Origin of the sequence: Streptomyces minutiscleroticus (genome assembly GCF_014650875.1) — a bacterium.
In the GTDB taxonomy this organism is placed as follows: Bacteria; Actinomycetota; Actinomycetes; order Streptomycetales; family Streptomycetaceae; genus Streptomyces; species Streptomyces minutiscleroticus.
Genome location: NZ_BMVU01000007.1, coordinates 35,804 through 51,446, shown reverse-complemented (window position 1 = coordinate 51,446; position 15,643 = coordinate 35,804). Strand labels below are relative to the sequence as shown.

General features: G+C 74.9%; 14 protein-coding genes. 11 read left to right on the top strand and 3 right to left on the bottom strand.

The features are described 5' to 3' along the window. Positions 1-289: 289 nt before the first annotated feature. Positions 290-898, bottom strand: coding sequence for a dihydrofolate reductase family protein (locus IE271_RS11115; RefSeq protein WP_190190079.1), 609 nt, complete (start codon positions 896-898; stop codon positions 290-292). A gap of 149 nt (positions 899-1,047) precedes the next feature. Beyond that, positions 1,048-2,049 carry a hypothetical protein gene (locus IE271_RS11110; RefSeq protein WP_373308746.1) on the bottom strand — a complete coding sequence of 334 codons (1,002 nt, stop codon included), beginning with the start codon at positions 2,047-2,049 and terminating at the stop codon, positions 1,048-1,050. 286 nt (positions 2,050-2,335) lie between these two features. On the opposite strand from IE271_RS11110, the gene purN reads away from it, so the two are divergent. Continuing rightward, positions 2,336-2,950: a phosphoribosylglycinamide formyltransferase gene (purN, locus tag IE271_RS11105; protein ID WP_190190078.1), complete on the top strand. Its 615-nt coding sequence runs from the start codon at positions 2,336-2,338 to the stop codon at positions 2,948-2,950. Then, a complete protein-coding gene (gene purH / locus IE271_RS11100; protein ID WP_190190077.1) occupies positions 2,947-4,533 on the top strand; it encodes a bifunctional phosphoribosylaminoimidazolecarboxamide formyltransferase/IMP cyclohydrolase in 1,587 nt (528 codons plus the stop codon). Before purN ends, purH begins: the two co-directional genes overlap by 4 nt. A 132-nt stretch (positions 4,534-4,665) precedes the next feature. Here the strand turns inward: purH and IE271_RS11095 are convergent, their stop codons facing one another. Next, entirely contained in the window at positions 4,666-5,385 is a 720-nt protein-coding gene (locus IE271_RS11095) for an RDD family protein (RefSeq protein ID WP_190190076.1), read from the bottom strand. A 276-nt stretch (positions 5,386-5,661) separates the two neighbouring features. On the opposite strand from IE271_RS11095, the gene IE271_RS11090 reads away from it, so the two are divergent. The 9 genes from IE271_RS11090 (at position 5,662) to IE271_RS11050 (ending at position 15,608) form a co-directional block, all read left to right on the top strand. Continuing rightward, complete coding sequence (locus IE271_RS11090; RefSeq protein WP_190190075.1) at positions 5,662-6,516, top strand: bifunctional methylenetetrahydrofolate dehydrogenase/methenyltetrahydrofolate cyclohydrolase; 855 nt, start codon at positions 5,662-5,664, stop codon at positions 6,514-6,516. Between the two features lie 79 nt (positions 6,517-6,595). Continuing rightward, positions 6,596-7,018 carry a DUF3017 domain-containing protein gene (locus IE271_RS11085; protein WP_229919266.1) on the top strand — a complete coding sequence of 141 codons (423 nt, stop codon included), beginning with the start codon at positions 6,596-6,598 and terminating at the stop codon, positions 7,016-7,018. 668 nt (positions 7,019-7,686) lie between these two features. Beyond that, entirely contained in the window at positions 7,687-8,826 is a 1,140-nt protein-coding gene (locus IE271_RS11080) for an XRE family transcriptional regulator (RefSeq protein ID WP_229919253.1), read from the top strand. A 469-nt stretch (positions 8,827-9,295) separates the two neighbouring features. Beyond that, positions 9,296-10,285, top strand: coding sequence for a malate dehydrogenase (locus IE271_RS11075; protein WP_190190072.1), 990 nt, complete (start codon positions 9,296-9,298; stop codon positions 10,283-10,285). A 231-nt stretch (positions 10,286-10,516) separates the two neighbouring features. Then, positions 10,517-12,271 (top strand): AbeC-like domain-containing protein, encoded by a 1,755-nt coding sequence (locus IE271_RS11070; protein WP_190190071.1) that lies wholly within the window; start codon positions 10,517-10,519, stop codon positions 12,269-12,271. Further along, positions 12,268-12,660 (top strand): hypothetical protein, encoded by a 393-nt coding sequence (locus IE271_RS11065; RefSeq protein WP_190190070.1) that lies wholly within the window; start codon positions 12,268-12,270, stop codon positions 12,658-12,660. The genes IE271_RS11070 and IE271_RS11065 overlap by 4 nt, the downstream gene beginning before the upstream one ends. A 26-nt stretch (positions 12,661-12,686) precedes the next feature. After that, positions 12,687-13,472, top strand: a complete 786-nt coding sequence (locus IE271_RS11060; protein WP_190190069.1) for a serine/threonine kinase C-terminal domain-containing protein — start codon at positions 12,687-12,689, stop codon at positions 13,470-13,472. A 73-nt stretch (positions 13,473-13,545) separates the two neighbouring features. Next, positions 13,546-13,884, top strand: coding sequence for a hypothetical protein (locus IE271_RS11055; protein ID WP_190190068.1), 339 nt, complete (start codon positions 13,546-13,548; stop codon positions 13,882-13,884). A 212-nt stretch (positions 13,885-14,096) separates the two neighbouring features. Continuing rightward, positions 14,097-15,608: an aldehyde dehydrogenase family protein gene (locus IE271_RS11050; RefSeq protein WP_190190067.1), complete on the top strand. Its 1,512-nt coding sequence runs from the start codon at positions 14,097-14,099 to the stop codon at positions 15,606-15,608. Positions 15,609-15,643 lie beyond the last annotated feature (35 nt).

The window sequence follows — 15,643 nt, the reverse complement described above, 5'->3', positions numbered from 1 at the left end:
CGTTGTCGGAGCCGTCCGAGTACGTCCACAGTACGAGGGTGGTCCTCCGCCTTGCGACGCGCCGCACCGGACGCCGTGAGCCCACGGCGGACCTCTCGGCTCGCGGCACCAGCCGCCGCACCGTCGGGCCCGGCCGCACCCGGACGCGGCCGATCGCCCGAGGCCAGTCGCCCTGGGGCGCCCGGGACCAGTCGCCCTGGGGCGCCCGGGGCCGGTCGCCCGCAGTCGGCCCCACCCGCTCCGTCCGACCGCGTCCGCTCGTCCTTCCGACCGCGTCCGTCCGCCCGGTTCAGTCGGCCCGCTTCGCCCCGCCGGCCGGCCGGTAGACGCACACGACGGCGCCCGTCGGGCCGACGGCGCTGGAGACCAGGTCGAACGCGTGCCGCAGGCCGTCGTCGGGGAAGATCGTCTTGCCGCCGCCGAGGACCACCGGCATGACGACGAGCCGCAGCTCGTCCACCAGGTCCGCGTGCAGGAGGGCGCGCACGAGCGTGGGGCTGCCCATGACGACCAGGTCGCCGCCGTCCGCCGCGCGCAGCTCCCCGACGCGGGCGACCGCCTCCCCGCCGGGGATGCGCGTGGTGTTGCTCCAGGTCGCCGCGGCGTCGTCGAGCGTCGAGGAGACGACGTACTTGGGGATGGCGTTCATCCGGTCGGCGAACGGGTCACCGGCCCGCTCCGGCCAGGCCGCGGCCATCGTCTGCCAGGTGCGGCGCCCGAACAGCAGTGCCTCGGCGTCCGCCAGCGCCCCGTCGAAGGCCCCGCCCACCACCTTCTCGTCGAAGAACGGGTGGGACCAGCCGCCGTGGGCGAACCCGCCCTCGGTGTCCTCGTCCGGTCCGCCCGGTGCCTGCACGACCCCGTCCAGGCTGATGAACTCAGTGATCACGACGCGCATGGAAACCGCTCCCCTCCATAGTCCCGGTTGTGTCCGCTACGACTGCGTCCGTGCGTACGCGGGGACAGACCGCCGCGCCGTCCGGAACTCATCGGCGTACGGCGCGGCGCGCGGGAGAAGCGCGCGGCGCCCTCCGGGTGCCCGGCGGTCTAGCCGCGCGTGCCCAGCAGGTCGCGCAGCTGTTCGGGCAGGTGCTCGTCGCAGGACTGCTTCGCGCTGTTGGTCAGCGCGTCGTTCACGCAGGTGTAGTAGTCGCGGTAGACCAGCTGGGCCGCGAACGTCGACGCCACCAGGGCGAGGGCCAGGGCCGCCGTGACCAGTCCGCTGACCGCGGCGGTCGTCTGCGGCCGCGCGGCCGGCACGGCCGGGGCGGGGGCCGTCGGGTCCGGCGTGCGGGGCTTGGCGCGCAGCGCGCTCACGCCCCAGTACAGGGCCAGCGCGCCGAGCAGCAGGGCCACGTACGACCAGCTGAAGAGGGCGAAGAAGAAGGCCCACATGCCGGACAGCAGTGCGTAGCGCGCGCGGCGCTGGGCCGGGTCGGTGGGGTCCCAGCGCATGCCGGTGCCGGGACCGCCCTCCGGACCGCCCTGGCCGCCCGGCCGCTCGCCGGGACCGCCGGGCCGGTCGCCGAAGCCGCCGCCCGTCGAGCGGCCCGGCTGCCGGTCGCTCCACTGGCTGCCCCAGGGGGAGCGGCCGCCCTCGCCGCCGTCCTGCCGGTCGGACCCGTCGGCGGGGCGCCGCGGCTGCCACGGCCGGTCGGGCGTGCCCTCCGGCGGCGGCGCGAAGGGGTTGTCCTCCCGGCCGCCCCGGTCGCCGGACGCCGGACGGCCCCCGGCCGCGTCCCGCCCGCCACCGGAGCCGGAATCGGCGCCGTCACCGGAGCCGGAGCCCTCGTGCCCGTCCTTGCCCCCGCCCCCGGCGCCGGCGGACGGGGCGGCGGGCCGCTCCCGCATCAGGAATCCGCCGGGCGCCGCCACCGGGAACCGGGGCACCGCGCCGGGGCCGGCCGACCGCATGCCGTCGGCCGCGCCGCCGGCCAGGGCCGGCAGGGGCCGCAGGAGCACGTCGCGGCCCTCTCCCCGGGGCGCCCCGGCCGGTCCGGCGGCGGGGGAGGGGAGGAGCGAAAGGAGTCGGAGGCTGCGGTCCGGCATCAGGTGTGCGTCTTCCCCTTGGTGAGAGTGCGGTGGGCGTCGTGTCCGAGTGCGTACCCGTTCCCCGGTCAACGTCCCGTGAGGCGAAGGCGTTCCCCGGGCGGGCCGCGCGGTCCGGGCGGATTCTCCCCAGACGCTACCTTCCGGCCCCGCCCCCGTCCCGTGGGGGCCGTCCGGTGTGCCGGTATCGTTGCTGACGGTCGGGCGCTTCGTAGACTTCCCCGTATACCGGGGCGCGAAGCATTCGTACGACCGTACAAACGCTCTCCCGAGAAAGGGCCCCGCTGTGGCCAAGCGCCTCGTCGTGCTGGTCTCCGGATCAGGTACGAATCTGCAGGCACTCCTCGACGCGATCGCGACGCAGGGCACGGCCGTCTACGGGGCCGAGATCGTCGCGGTCGGCGCCGACCGTGACGGCATCGTCGGGCTGGAACGCGCCGAACGCGCCGGGCTGCCGACCTTCGTGCGGAGGGTCAGGGACTACGCCACCCGCGAGGAGTGGGACGCGGCCCTGGCCGAGGCCACCGCCGCGTACGAGCCGGACCTCGTGGTGTCGGCCGGGTTCATGAAGATCGTGGGCAAGGAGTTCCTGGCGCGCTTCGGCGGCCGGTTCGTCAACACCCATCCCGCCCTGCTGCCCAGCTTTCCCGGGGCGCACGGCGTCCGCGACGCCCTCGCGTACGGCGCGAAGGTCACCGGGTGCACCGTCCACTTCGTCGACGACGGCGTCGACACCGGCCCGATCATCGCCCAGGGCGTGGTCGAGGTCCGGGACGAGGACGACGAAGCCGCTCTGCACGAGCGCATCAAGGAAGTCGAGCGAAGGCTGCTGGTCGACGTCGTGGGACGGCTCGCCCGTCACGGCCATCGCATCGAGGGACGAAAGGTAGTTATCCCGTGACCGCCGAAGGTACGCAGGCAACGCAGGCGCAGGAGACGAAGCGGCCGATCCGCCGGGCGCTCGTCAGCGTGTACGACAAGACCGGCCTGGAGGGGCTCGCGCGCGGGCTGCACGAGGCCGGCGTCGAGCTGGTCTCCACCGGCTCCACCGCCGCCCGGATCGCCGAGGCCGGCGTGCCGGTCACCAGGGTCGAGGAGCTCACGGGCTTCCCCGAGTGCCTGGACGGCCGGGTCAAGACGCTGCACCCGCGCGTGCACGCCGGCATCCTCGCCGACCTGCGCCTGGAGTCGCACCAGCGGCAACTGGCCGAGCTGGGCGTGGAGCCGTTCCAGCTGGTGATCGTCAACCTCTACCCGTTCCGCGAGACCGTCGCCTCGGGCGCGTCGCCGGACGAGTGCGTCGAGCAGATCGACATCGGCGGCCCCTCGATGGTCCGCGCCGCCGCCAAGAACCACCCGTCGGTCGCCGTGGTCACCAGCCCCGAGCGCTACGGCGACGTGCTCGCCGCCGTCCGCGACGGGGGCTTCGACCTGAGCGCCCGCAAGCGGCTGGCCGCCGAGGCATTCCGGCACACCGCCGCGTACGACGTGGCCGTGGCCTCCTGGTTCGCGAGCGAGTACGCGCCCGTGGACGACTCGGCCTTCCCCGACTTCTTCGGTGCGACCTTCGAGCGCCGCAGCACCCTGCGCTACGGCGAGAACCCGCACCAGGGCGCCGCCCTCTACGTCGACGGCACGGGCGGCCTCGCCGACGCCGAGCAGCTGCACGGCAAGGAGATGTCGTACAACAACTACACGGACACGGACGCCGCGCGCCGTGCCGCGTACGACCACGCCGAGCCCTGCGTCGCGATCATCAAGCACGCCAACCCCTGCGGCATCGCGGTCGGCGCGGACGTCGCCGAGGCGCACCGCAAGGCGCACGCGTGCGACCCGCTGTCCGCGTTCGGCGGCGTCATCGCCGTCAACCGGCCGGTCAGCAAGGAGATGGCCGAGCAGGTCGCCGAGATCTTCACCGAGGTCATCGTCGCGCCCGACTACGAGGACGGCGCCCTCGAGGCCCTCACCAAGAAGAAGAACATCCGCGTGCTGCGCGCCCCCGAGGGCCCGTCCGCGCAGGTCGAGGTCAAGCAGATCGACGGCGGCCGGCTGCTCCAGGTGGCCGACCGGCTCCAGGCCGACGGCGACGACCCGGCGAACTGGACCCTCGCGAGCGGCGACGCGCTCTCCGCGCAGGAGCTGGACGAGCTGGCCTTCGCCTGGCGCGCCTGCCGCGCGGTGAAGTCCAACGCGATCCTGCTCGCCAAGGACGGCGCCTCGGTCGGCGTCGGCATGGGCCAGGTCAACCGCGTCGACTCCGCGAAGCTCGCGGTCGCGCGGGCCGGCGAGGAGCGGGCCCGCGGCTCGTACGCGGCCTCGGACGCGTTCTTCCCGTTCCCCGACGGCTTCGAGATCCTCGCCGAGGCGGGCGTCAGGGCCGTGGTCCAGCCGGGCGGTTCGGTCCGTGACGAGCTGGTCGTCGAGGCCGCGAAGAAGGCCGGCGTGACCATGTACTTCACCGGTACGCGCCACTTCTTCCACTGATCCCGCCGGGCGGCCGGCCGGCCACCGCGCCCGCCGGTCCGCCCGCGGCCGCACGCACCAGGGCCGTGTCCCCCCGTACGAGGGGACACGGCCCTGTGGCATGTGCGGTGCGGGGGCGGGGCCCGCGTCGGCTCAGTTCTGGACGACCATCGTGCCGGCGGCCTTGTCGTGCCAGCCCTGCTGGCGGCCCGACTTGTCCCAGAACGGGGACAGGTAGACGAGCAGCTGGCCGATGCCGCAGGCGAAGCTGCCGACGATCGGGATGATCCAGCGGATGAAGGAGGAGCCCAGGCCGGGCTTCTGGCCCGTGTCGGCCTTCACGACGCGCAGGCCGACGGCGAGCTTGCCCAGGGTCGCGCCCACCAGCGCGATCAGCAGCCACTCGTAGAGCAGGGTGAGCACCCAGAGGACACCGAGCACGGCGCCGAACGACGCCGCGAAGTCGCCGCTGGCGTCGTTGACGCAGCTCTGGTAGGCGGCCGAGCTCGGGTCGCAGTCGCTGATCGAGTCGGCGGACCCGGCGACGCCGGCGACGACGAGGATGGCGTAGACGATGCCGATGATGACGCCGTCGATCATCCGGGCGCCGAAACGGCGGCCCATGCTGGCGACCCGGGGACCGGGGCCGCCCGGGTAACCCGGCTGCTGGGGGTAGCCGGGCTGCTGCGGGTAGCCGTAGCCCTGCGGCGGCACGCCCTGCGGCGCCTGCGGGTAGCCGTAGCCGGGCTGCTGCGGGTAGCCCTGCGGCGGGACGCCCTGCGGGGCCTGGGACGGGTAGCCGTAGCCCGGCTGCCCGGGCTGGTTCTGCGGGGGACCCGCGTTGTACGGGTTGTTCGGCTCGCCGAAGCTCATGGCGAAATCTCTCCGTTGGTGTATCGGGGACGATGCGGTTCCAGCGGAGGAACTTCACAAATCGAGCGGTTCGCCCCCCTGCGCTGCCGCGACTTTGCGCCGCTCATCGTGCTGGCAAGGTTGAGGCGTTGTCCAGTCGTATAGCCCTTATGTTGCGCAAGTGAAGCATTGTCCCGGCCTGGAGACGGCCCGGGGACGGCCCGGGGACGGCCCGGGGAACGGTTCGGGGGCGGCCGAATTGGAACACAGGAGGGGTCATCCGCGAGGATGGGGGACATGACCGCCCAGATTCTCGATGGCAAGGCCACCGCAGCCGCGATCAAGTCCGATCTGACCGTCCGCGTGGCGGCGCTGAAGGAGAAGGGCGTCACGCCCGGCCTCGGCACGATCCTGGTCGGCGACGACCCCGGCAGCCAGAAGTACGTCGCGGGCAAGCACCGCGACTGCGCCCAGGTCGGCATCGCCTCCATCCAGCGCGAACTGCCCGCGACCGCCACGCAGGAGGAGATCGAGGCGGTCGTCCGCGAGCTCAACGAGGACCCCGCCTGCACCGGTTACATCGTCCAGCTGCCGCTGCCCAAGGGCATCGACGAGAACCGCATCCTGGAGCTGATGGACCCGGACAAGGACGCGGACGGCCTGCACCCGATGAACCTCGGCCGCCTCGTGCTCAACGAGCCGGCCCCGCTGCCCTGCACCCCCAACGGCGTCCTCACCCTCCTGCGCCGCTACGGCGTGGAGACCAAGGGCGCCGAGGTCGTGGTCGTCGGCCGCGGCGTGACCATCGGCCGCCCGATGCCGCTGCTGCTCACGCGCCGCTCCGAGAACGCCACGGTGACGCAGTGCCACACCGGCACCCGCGACCTGTCCGCGCACCTGAGGCGGGCCGACATCATCGTCGCCGCCGCCGGCTCCCCGCACCTGATCCGCGCCGAGGACGTCAAGCCGGGCGCCGCCGTCCTCGACGTCGGCGTCTCGCGCAACGCCGAGGGGAAGATCGTCGGCGACGTGCACCCGGACGTCGCCGAGGTGGCCGGCTTCCTCTCGCCCAACCCCGGCGGCGTCGGCCCCATGACCCGGGCCCAGCTGCTGGTCAACGTGGTCGAGGCGGCGGAACGCAGTGTCGGCTGAGAGCACGCCGCGGCAGGAGGCCGGGCGGGAGTCCGGCCGGGACCCCGAGGAGTTCGTCGAGCCGGTCGCCGAGGACGCGATCAGCGCGCCCGACGCGCAGGGCAGACCGCGCCGCGTCACGCGCCGGTTCCCGCTCTTCACCCGGGACACCGCGCGGCCCGAGGGCGGTGGCCGCGCGGCCCCCGGCGACGCCCCGGCGCCCGCCCGGCAGTGGCCCGTGCTGACCGTGCTGTCGGGCGTCGGCCTCGGCCTGCTGCTCACCGCGCTGGACGTGTTCCGCGTCGGCACGGTGCTGATCGGGCTCTCCCTGCTGGCGGGCGCCGTGCTGCGCTGGGCGCTGCCCGACGTGGGCATGCTCGCGGTCCGCTCGCGCTTCACGGACATGATCACGTACGGCGTGCTGGGCCTCGCCATCGTGCTGCTCGCGCTGATGGCGCAGCCCAAGCCGCTGCTGGAGATCCCGTTCCTGGACGACACGCTCCACTTCACGATCCGGACCTGACGGCGCCCGGAACGGAGCGACGGCGCCCGCCCACTCCCCCGAGTGAGGACGGGCGCCGCCTCGGATCAAGGGTCGCGGACGCGCCGGGTGGTTTCGAGGGCTGTCCGCCCGCCGTGGCACGGAAGTGACCGTTCCGGAACACCCCCGTCGACTCGCCTGCCGTCCGCTTCCCGCCTCCCCGGCGTCCCCCAGCGGGGGCGCTCCCCGGCGGGCGCGGGCTCCGGCGGTTCCCGTCGCCGCGCACGGAAGAGGCCGGCGAGGGTGTACGGAAGGGGCGGTGAGGGTGTACGGAAGGGGCCGGTGAAGGCGTACGGGACCGGCGGGACCGGACGTGCGGCCCTTCTGTATCGATGTGTCGACAAGTTCCGCGATGTGCGTGGATCACCGTCGGCACCGGGGCCGACGTGGGCAATCCGGACGGTCCGGTACGTCCGGTGCGCGGGCCGGGGGCGCAGGTCGGACGCGGTGGGCGCCGGTGGAGACTGGACCGCGAACCAGCGGGCGTGCGACCGTGCAGGCCCGCGCCCCGAACGCTTTCGCGACCCCGCCCCGGGAACCGGGACCCCGGTCGGACGCATCCCTCTGGACGGCCGGACGGGAGCCGGCCGGAGGGCGGCGCGGGCGGGGGAGAAGCCGGCACGTACCGGGGGAAGAGGAGGGGGGAAGCAGTGCCTCGTTGGAAGGCCTTGCCCGACGAACTCGATCCGCAGCTCAAGGAGTTCGCCGGCCAGCTGCGGCGGCTCGTCGACCGCAGCGGGCTGAGCATCGCCGCGGTCGCCGACCGCACCGGCTACAGCAAGACGTCCTGGGAGCGTTATCTCAACGGACGGCTGCTGGCGCCCAAGGGGGCGATCGTCGCGCTGGCCGAGGTGACCGGCACCAACCCCGTCCACCTGACGACGATGTGGGAGCTGGCCGAGCGCGCGTGGAGCCGCTCGGAGATGCGCCACGACATGACCATGGAGGCCATCCGGATCTCCCAGGCGCGGGCCGCGCTGGGAGAGACCGGGCCGACGCGGGCCGGGGAGGTGCGCGGCGGACGCAAGGGCGGCGGCGCGGCCGCTCCCGGCGCCGCGGGGACGGCGCCGGCGGTGCCGCCGCAGGGACCGCAGCCGGGCGAGGAGCGGGCCGGTCGCACCGGCGTGCCCGGGGAGCACGGGCCCGCCGCGGCGCGCGCGGGCGTGGGCAGCTGGGGCGTCCCCGTCCAGCCGCCGGGCGGTCCGGCCGTCGCCCCGCCGCCCTACGTCACGCACCAGGGCCGGCCGCCGGGCGGGACGCCGCCCCGGGACGCGCGGCCCGCCGCACGGCCGGAGCCGCCGCAGGGCGACGGGGGCAAGCGGCGCGTGAGCATGTTCGTCGCGGGTGTCGTGGGCGCGCTCGTCGTCGTCGCGCTCGCCGTCTACCTGACCGCGGGCGGCGGCACGAAGAGCGAGGCCGATCCGAGCCCGTCCCCGACCGCGAGCAGGAAGCTGCCCGCCGGGGTCGAGTGCAGCGGCGCGGACTGCACGGGCCAGGACCCCGAGAAGATGGGCTGCGGCGGCGACCTGGCCACCACCGCCGGCAGCGTCACCGTCGGCACGGCCGTCGTCGAGGTCCGCTACAGCGAGACCTGCGAGGCCGCCTGGGCGCGCATCACGCAGGCCGCCTTGGGCGACGAGGTCCGGGTGACGGCGGACGGCGCCGAGGCGCAGCGCGGCAAGGTCGAGAACGCCACCGACGCCTACACCCCGATGGTCGCGGTGAAGGACGCGGGCGACGCGAACGCCTGCGCGTTCCTGCAGAACGGCCGCCAGGGCTGCACGAAGTAGGCCCGAGGGGCCGCCGGACGGCACGGAGCGGGCGCGGGGGACCGCCGGACCGCCGCACGGACCGGGCCCTAGGCGGGCACCGCACGGGGCGGGCGCGGGACGGCGTGCTGACCGTGTCGCGGGAGGCATGATCCGGCCGCTCGGGGGCAGGCGCACCCGTACCCCACGGGAATCCGGCGCCGCCCGGGAGGACGTGCTCCTCCCGGGCCCGGTACCCGCCCCGGCGGCCGCCGGTCCACCCTGTCCCGGACCGGCGGCCGCCCCGGTGTCCGCCGGGCGTGCACTCTGTGGGGTGGACCACACCGACCCGGGACCGTGCGGTACGGCGGATGCGCGATAGCCTGACCGCGGATCTCTTGACGCCAAGAGATCGATCATCCGTACCGGATCGATCGTCGCGGCGGCCGCAGAAGATCCCGCACCCCGGGGGCAGGGACGCCCCACCGCCTGCTGTCATACGGAGAACGCCATGACCCGCACTCCCGTGAATGTCACCGTCACCGGCGCGGCCGGCCAGATCGGCTACGCGCTGCTCTTCCGCATCGCCTCGGGCCAGCTGCTCGGCGCGGACGTGCCGGTCAAGCTGCGCCTCCTGGAGATCACCCCGGCGCTCAAGGCCGCCGAGGGCACAGCGATGGAGCTCGACGACTGCGCCTTCCCGCTGCTGCAGGGCATCGAGATCACCGACGACCCGAACGTCGCCTTCGACGGTACGAACGTGGCCCTGCTGGTCGGCGCCCGCCCCCGCACCAAGGGCATGGAGCGCGGCGACCTCCTGGAGGCCAACGGCGGCATCTTCAAGCCGCAGGGCAAGGCCATCAACGACCACGCCGCGGACGACGTCCGCGTCCTCGTCGTCGGCAACCCGGCCAACACCAACGCCCTCATCGCCCAGGCCGCCGCGCCGGACGTACCGGCCGAGCGCTTCACCGCGATGACGCGCCTGGACCACAACCGCGCGCTGACCCAGCTGGCGAAGAAGACCGGCGTCCCGGTCTCCGAGATCAAGAAGCTGACGATCTGGGGCAACCACTCCGCCACCCAGTACCCCGACATCTTCCACGCCACGGTCGCCGGCAAGAACGCCGCCGAGGTCGTCAACGACGAGAAGTGGCTGGCCGAGGAGTTCATCCCGACCGTCGCCAAGCGCGGTGCCGCGATCATCGAGGCCCGTGGCGCCTCGTCGGCCGCCTCCGCCGCCAACGCCGCCGTCGACCACGTCCACACCTGGGTCAACGGCACCGCCGAGGGCGACTGGGTCTCCATGGGCATCCCGTCCGACGGCTCCTACGGCGTCCCGGAGGGCCTGATCTCCTCCTTCCCGGTCACCGTCAAGGACGGCGCGTACGAGATCGTCCAGGGCCTGGAGATCAACGAGTTCTCCCGCACCCGCATCGACGCCTCCGTCAAGGAGCTCGAGGAGGAGCGCGAGGCGGTCCGTTCGCTCGGCCTCATCTGAGCCGCGCGGCCGGGGCCCCGTCCCGGCCGTCCGCGGGCCCGCACGGCGGCACGCCGTGCGGGCCCGCGTGTCTCCCCCGCCCCCGGATTCACCGATCCGGGGGTCTTTCCGTCCCGCCCCTCGCATCCGACCTGCCCCTCCGCTAACGTCAACTTCCCTTCACTGCAGGGGAATTCGGCCACATGTCCGGCCGGACGAGCCGACCGACGGCAACGGGGGTGCCGGGAGAGCATGGACGACGAACCGTCGACGCGGCGGGGCGGCCGCACGGAGGCCACCCGGCTGCTGTGCGCGGGAACCCATCTGGACGCGGTCTTCCGCCGGCGGGTGATCGACGAACTCGTCGGGCACGCCGAGCGCCCGGTGGCGCCGCAGTTCGGCGCCGACGTCCTGCCCGTCCTCGCGCACGCGCTGCACGCCCGGCGCGAGGAGGTGCGCACGGCGCTGCTGCTGCTCGCCGTGTGGGCCGGGTTCCTCGCCGCCGACGCGGTCATGGCCCGGGACGCGCTGGAGGACGCCTACGGCGGCGACGCGGGACTCTCCCTCGGGGACGTGCTCCTGCTCCCCCTCCGGCCGGACGGACCCGGGCCGGCCCTCCCGTTCGGCGACGTGGTGCCGGGCCGGTGGGCGGTGTCCTACGCCCTGGTCGCGCTGCTGCTGTGGAGCGCGCGGACGGTCTCCGGCCGGGGCACGGACACCGCGGTGCTGCGGCGCGTGACGCTGCCCGCGCCCCTGGCGTGGGTGCGGCGGTACTTCGGGCAACTGTTCACGGCGGCCGTCTGGGTGCTCGCCCTGCGGTACTGGTGGTTCGCCCTCCACGCGGTCACGGACACGCCGTACCCGGTGCTCTTCCCGCTGCTGCTGGCGACGGTCGTCTGGCGCCACCGCTCCGTACGGCAGGGGACGCTGCGCGCCACCCTGGCCCGGCGGGCGTTCGCCGCCGCGGAGCAGCCCGCGCTGCCCGCCCGGTACGCCCGGCTGCGCGAGCGCATCCGCCGCGAGCAGGACGCCTCGCTCACCCTCTACGACGTCAACCGCCCCTTCATCGGCGCCGGGACACCGCGCAAGCCCTGGTCGGTCGTGCTCGAACTGCAGCCGCGGAACCAGCCGGAGAAGAGCCTCGCGGCCGTGCCAGGGCAGCGGCCCCCGGGGGCGGCGCTCCTCACCGCGCGCCAAATCATCGACATGATCGAGCCGCGCCTGCGGGACCTGCGGGCGTCCGCAGGCGACGGCGTCCGGGACCGGCTGCGCGCGCTGGAGGTCGAGGAGTTCGTGTACCTCCCGGCCGGCGTGGGCCGGGACGAGCCGCTGGGCCCGGGGGACGGGAGCGGCGCGGGCGTCTACGGACGGGAACAGGTCGAGCGGCACCTGGCCGAGGCGGCCGGTGAGGGCGGCGAGGCCCGCCGCCACTTCCTGCGGGTGCGGGTCGGCGCCTGGGACGAGCAGGTCGTCGTGTCGCTGCTGGTCCGGGTGCACACCCAGGGCGGCATGCTCGTCCTGGAGGTCGTCCCCCACGTGCTCGGGCCGGTCGTGCCCGCGTTCCGGGAGGTGGACGCGCTCGTGGAGGGGGAGCCGGCGGGACCGCTGCGCGAGGCGGTCCGCGCGCTCGTCGACGGGCCCTCGGCCGGGGTGTCGCTGGGCGTCGCCGCCCTCGGCACGCTGCGCTCGGTGCTCCGGGTGTGGCAGGACCGCCCCGAGCGGGCCGCACCGGACGCGCCGGCGGTCTCGCTGCGCGAGCTGGCGAGCACGCAGGAGCTCTCCCTCTTCCAGGAGATGGACGTCACCCGCTACATCCGGACCCTCCAGGACCGCATCGGCGAGGGCGTGCGCGACGCCCTGCACGCCCACGGCTACCGCACCGACCGCCTGGAGCAGCACATCACCACCATCCACAACAGCGGCGTCTACATCGAGGAGATGTCCGGCGGCGCGGTCGCCACCGGCACCCACGGCCAGGCCACGCACACGGAGAGGAGCACGTCATGAGCGGCACGGACGGCGACGGGGACGAGCGCGGCGGCGAGGACCGGGTCGGCATCAGCATCGGCAGCATGAGCGGCGGCGCGATCGCCACGGGCTCGCACGGCCGGGCGACGAGCGTCACCCATCACAACGGCCCGGACCCCGCGCAGCAGCAGTTGCTCGACGCCGTACGGAGGCTGCGCGGCGAGCTGGCCGAGCGGGACCGCACGGGCGAGGACACCGCGCTGGACGACGAACTGGCGCGCGTGGAGGGGGAGATCACCTCCGGCGGGGCCGCCGACCGCGGCCGTCTCGGACCGCTGCTGGGCCGGCTCGCGGCCTACGGTCCCGCCGCCGCGACCGCCGCGTCCGTGACCGCAGTCATCCAGGCGATCGCCCAGGTCATGGGCTGAGGATCCACTCCGGGAGGGCAGGGATCGTGAGGGTCTTCGACGCGGACCGCCAGGAGTGGGTGGGACCGGAGCAGGAGCGGCGCGTCGCCGAGCTGCACCGGCGCGACGCGGCCCGCCAGCGCCACGCGCTGCGCGGCGCCGTCACCGTCCTCGCCGTCTGCGGACTCGCCTTCGGCACGTGGGCGCTGGGCTGGAAGGACGAGCCGGGGACGAGGGGATGGTTCGTGGTGCTGGAGAACACCGCCACGGACGCGCCGGGCCCGGACGAACCGGATCCGGGCGGCACCACGGAGGGCCCGTCGCCCTCCTCCCCGGCCGCCCCGCCCGCCGGCTACGAGGCCGTGCAGGACCCCGAGGGCTTCCGCGTCGCCGTGCCGGAGGGCTGGGACCGAGGGACGACCGACGCGGCCTTCGGGTTCGACGTCGTCCACTACCGCAGCCCGGACGGCACCCGGAGGCTGCAGGTCTACCAGGTGGAGGAGGCCACCCCGGACGAGTCGGTCGAGCTGTACCTGTCCGACGCCGTCCCCAAGCCGCGGGGCTTCGAGGAGCTCGCCCGGGAGGACGCCGGCCGGGACGGCCTCGCGGCCGTCCGCTTCGAATACCTCGCCGACTCCCTCAAGGGAGAGCCGGACGTGGGGCCGTGGCACGTCGTCGACCACCGCTTCGAGTCCGTGGACCACCGCGTCTACGCGATCGCCGGCTACGGCCCGGACGCGGGCGGCCGCGAGGACGAACGCAGGCTCGTGGACACGGCGCTGGACTGGTTCTGCCCGCCGGACACCCAGTGCCCGGCGCCGGGCGGCGGCTGACCCGCGAAGGCGCGCTCCTCAGAAGTCCCTCAACTCCCTGGAACGCGGGGCGGCGCCGGACCACCATGGGTCCATGTTCGGACGTGGCAAGCAGACGGAAACGGAATCCGACGTCCTGGTCCTGCGCGAGGCGGACGTCATCGCCGCGAGCGTCCGCAGGGCGCTCGCCGAGGCGGGCCCCGAGGAGCGGCCGGGCCTGGAGCGCGCCGTCGCGCTCGTCGCGGAGGCGGCCGGCGCCTCCGACGCCGAGCTGCGGGCGCGCTGGACGCGGGACCGGCTCGCGGCCGCCGGTGTCGAGGGCCCGTACGACTCGGTTCCCGCGGTGAAGGCGCTGCGCGAGGCGGTTCCCGGCCTCTCGCTGCTCCAGGCGGTCCGGCTGACCAAGGAGGCGGAGGCCCACCGGACGGGCTGATCCGGACGGGCGGCGGGCCGGGCGTCCGCCCGGGCGCGGCCCGGCCCGTCGGCCGATGACGCGGCGTGCTTCCCGCCGCCCGGTGCGCATGAGGCGACGGCGCCGGTGCGCATGAGGCGACGGCGTCCGGGCAGGCGCCCGGCACCTCCGCGCGGGGGCTTGCGGTTCCGCGCGGCGGTGCCGAGAGAAGAAGGGAAGGCACACGACCGATCATGCCGGGACACCAGACGCAGAAGACCATCCACGTGGACGGGGAGTGGCGGGCCGCCGTCTCCGGGGCCACGCGCGAGATCCTCGACCCGGCGGACGCCGGGCCCTTCGCCACCGTCGCCGAGGGCGACGAGCGCGACGCGGACCTCGCGGTGGCGGCCGCACGGCGGGCGTTCGACGCGGGGGCGTGGCCGCGCACGCCCGTCGCCGAACGCGCCGCGCTGCTGCGCCGCGTCGCCGGCCTGCTCGTCCGCGACCGCGAGGAACTCGCCCTCCTGGAGAGCCGGGACACGGGCAAGACCCTCGAGGAGGGGCGCGTGGACGTCGACTGCGTGGCCGACGCCTTCCGCTACTTCGCCGACCTGGTGGCGGGGGAGGGGGCGGGCCGGGTCGTCGACGCGGGCTCGCCCGACGTGCACAGCGTGGTCGTGCACGAGCCCGTCGGCGTCTGCTCGCTGATCACGCCCTGGAACTACCCGCTCCTGCAGGCGAGCTGGAAGGTCGCCCCGGCGCTCGCGGCCGGGAACACCTTCGTGCTCAAGCCGAGCGAGATCACCCCGCTGACCACGGTGGCGCTCGTCGCGCTGCTCGCGGAGGCGGGGCTGCCGGCCGGCGTCGCCAACATCGTGACCGGGCCCGGGGACCCGGTCGGCGCCCGGCTCGCCGAGCACCCCGACGTCGACCTCGTCTCCTTCACCGGCGGCCTGGCCAGCGGCACGAAGGTCGCGCGGGCCGCGGCGGCGGGCGTGAAGAAGGTCGCCCTCGAACTCGGCGGCAAGAACCCCAACGTCGTCTTCGCCGACGCCTGCGCCACCGCGGAGGGCTTCGACACCGCCGTCGACCAGGCACTCAACGCCGCCTTCATGCACAGCGGGCAGGTCTGCTCCGCCGGGTCCCGGCTCATCGTCGAGGAGCCGGTGCGCGAGCGCTTCGTCGCCGAGCTCGCCCGCCGCGCGGGCCGCATCAGGCTCGGCCGCGGCACGGAGAAGGGCGTCGAGTGCGGCCCGCTCGTCTCCGCGCGGCAGCGGGAGAGGACCGAGGAGTACGTCGCCTCGGCGCTCGCGGAGGGCGCCGTGCTGCGCTCCGGCGGCGGGCGGCCCGGGCCCTCCGGCGTCCGGCCCGCCACCGGCTACTTCTACGAGCCGACCGTGCTCGACCACTGCCACCGCGGCATGCGCGTCGTCCGCGAGGAGGTCTTCGGGCCCGTGCTGACCGTGGAGACCTTCCGCACCGAGGACGAGGCGGTCGCGCTCGCCAACGACACCGAGTACGGGCTCGCGGGAGCCGTCTGGACCGCCGACGCGGGGCGCGCCCGGCGGGTCGCCGGACGGCTGCGCCACGGCACGGTGTGGATCAACGACTTCCACCCCTACCTGCCGCAGGCGGAGTGGGGCGGCTTCGGCAGGAGCGGCGTCGGCCGCGAACTCGGCCCGGCGGGCCTCGCCGAGTACCGCGAGACCAAGCACGTCTACCAGAACCTGGCACCGGGGCCGGTGCGGTGGTTCGCCGGCTGAGCACGGCACGGCAGGGCCGGTCCGGCGCCCCGGCC

What these genes read in the sequence shown, in the direction of transcription:
- IE271_RS11115 (WP_190190079.1), bottom strand. Translation starts at nt 898, where the DNA reads ATGCGCGTCGTGATCACTGAGTTCATCAGCCTGGACGGGGTCGTGCAG.
- IE271_RS11110 (WP_373308746.1), bottom strand. Translation starts at nt 2,049, where the DNA reads ATGCCGGACCGCAGCCTCCGACTCCTTTCGCTCCTCCCCTCCCCCGCC.
- IE271_RS11095 (WP_190190076.1), bottom strand. Translation starts at nt 5,385, where the DNA reads ATGAGCTTCGGCGAGCCGAACAACCCGTACAACGCGGGTCCCCCGCAG.
- IE271_RS11090 (WP_190190075.1), top strand. Translation starts at nt 5,662, where the DNA reads ATGACCGCCCAGATTCTCGATGGCAAGGCCACCGCAGCCGCGATCAAG.
- IE271_RS11075 (WP_190190072.1), top strand. Translation starts at nt 9,296, where the DNA reads ATGACCCGCACTCCCGTGAATGTCACCGTCACCGGCGCGGCCGGCCAG.
- IE271_RS11070 (WP_190190071.1), top strand. Translation starts at nt 10,517, where the DNA reads ATGGACGACGAACCGTCGACGCGGCGGGGCGGCCGCACGGAGGCCACC.
- IE271_RS11065 (WP_190190070.1), top strand. Translation starts at nt 12,268, where the DNA reads ATGAGCGGCACGGACGGCGACGGGGACGAGCGCGGCGGCGAGGACCGG.
- IE271_RS11055 (WP_190190068.1), top strand. Translation starts at nt 13,546, where the DNA reads ATGTTCGGACGTGGCAAGCAGACGGAAACGGAATCCGACGTCCTGGTC.
- IE271_RS11050 (WP_190190067.1), top strand. Translation starts at nt 14,097, where the DNA reads ATGCCGGGACACCAGACGCAGAAGACCATCCACGTGGACGGGGAGTGG.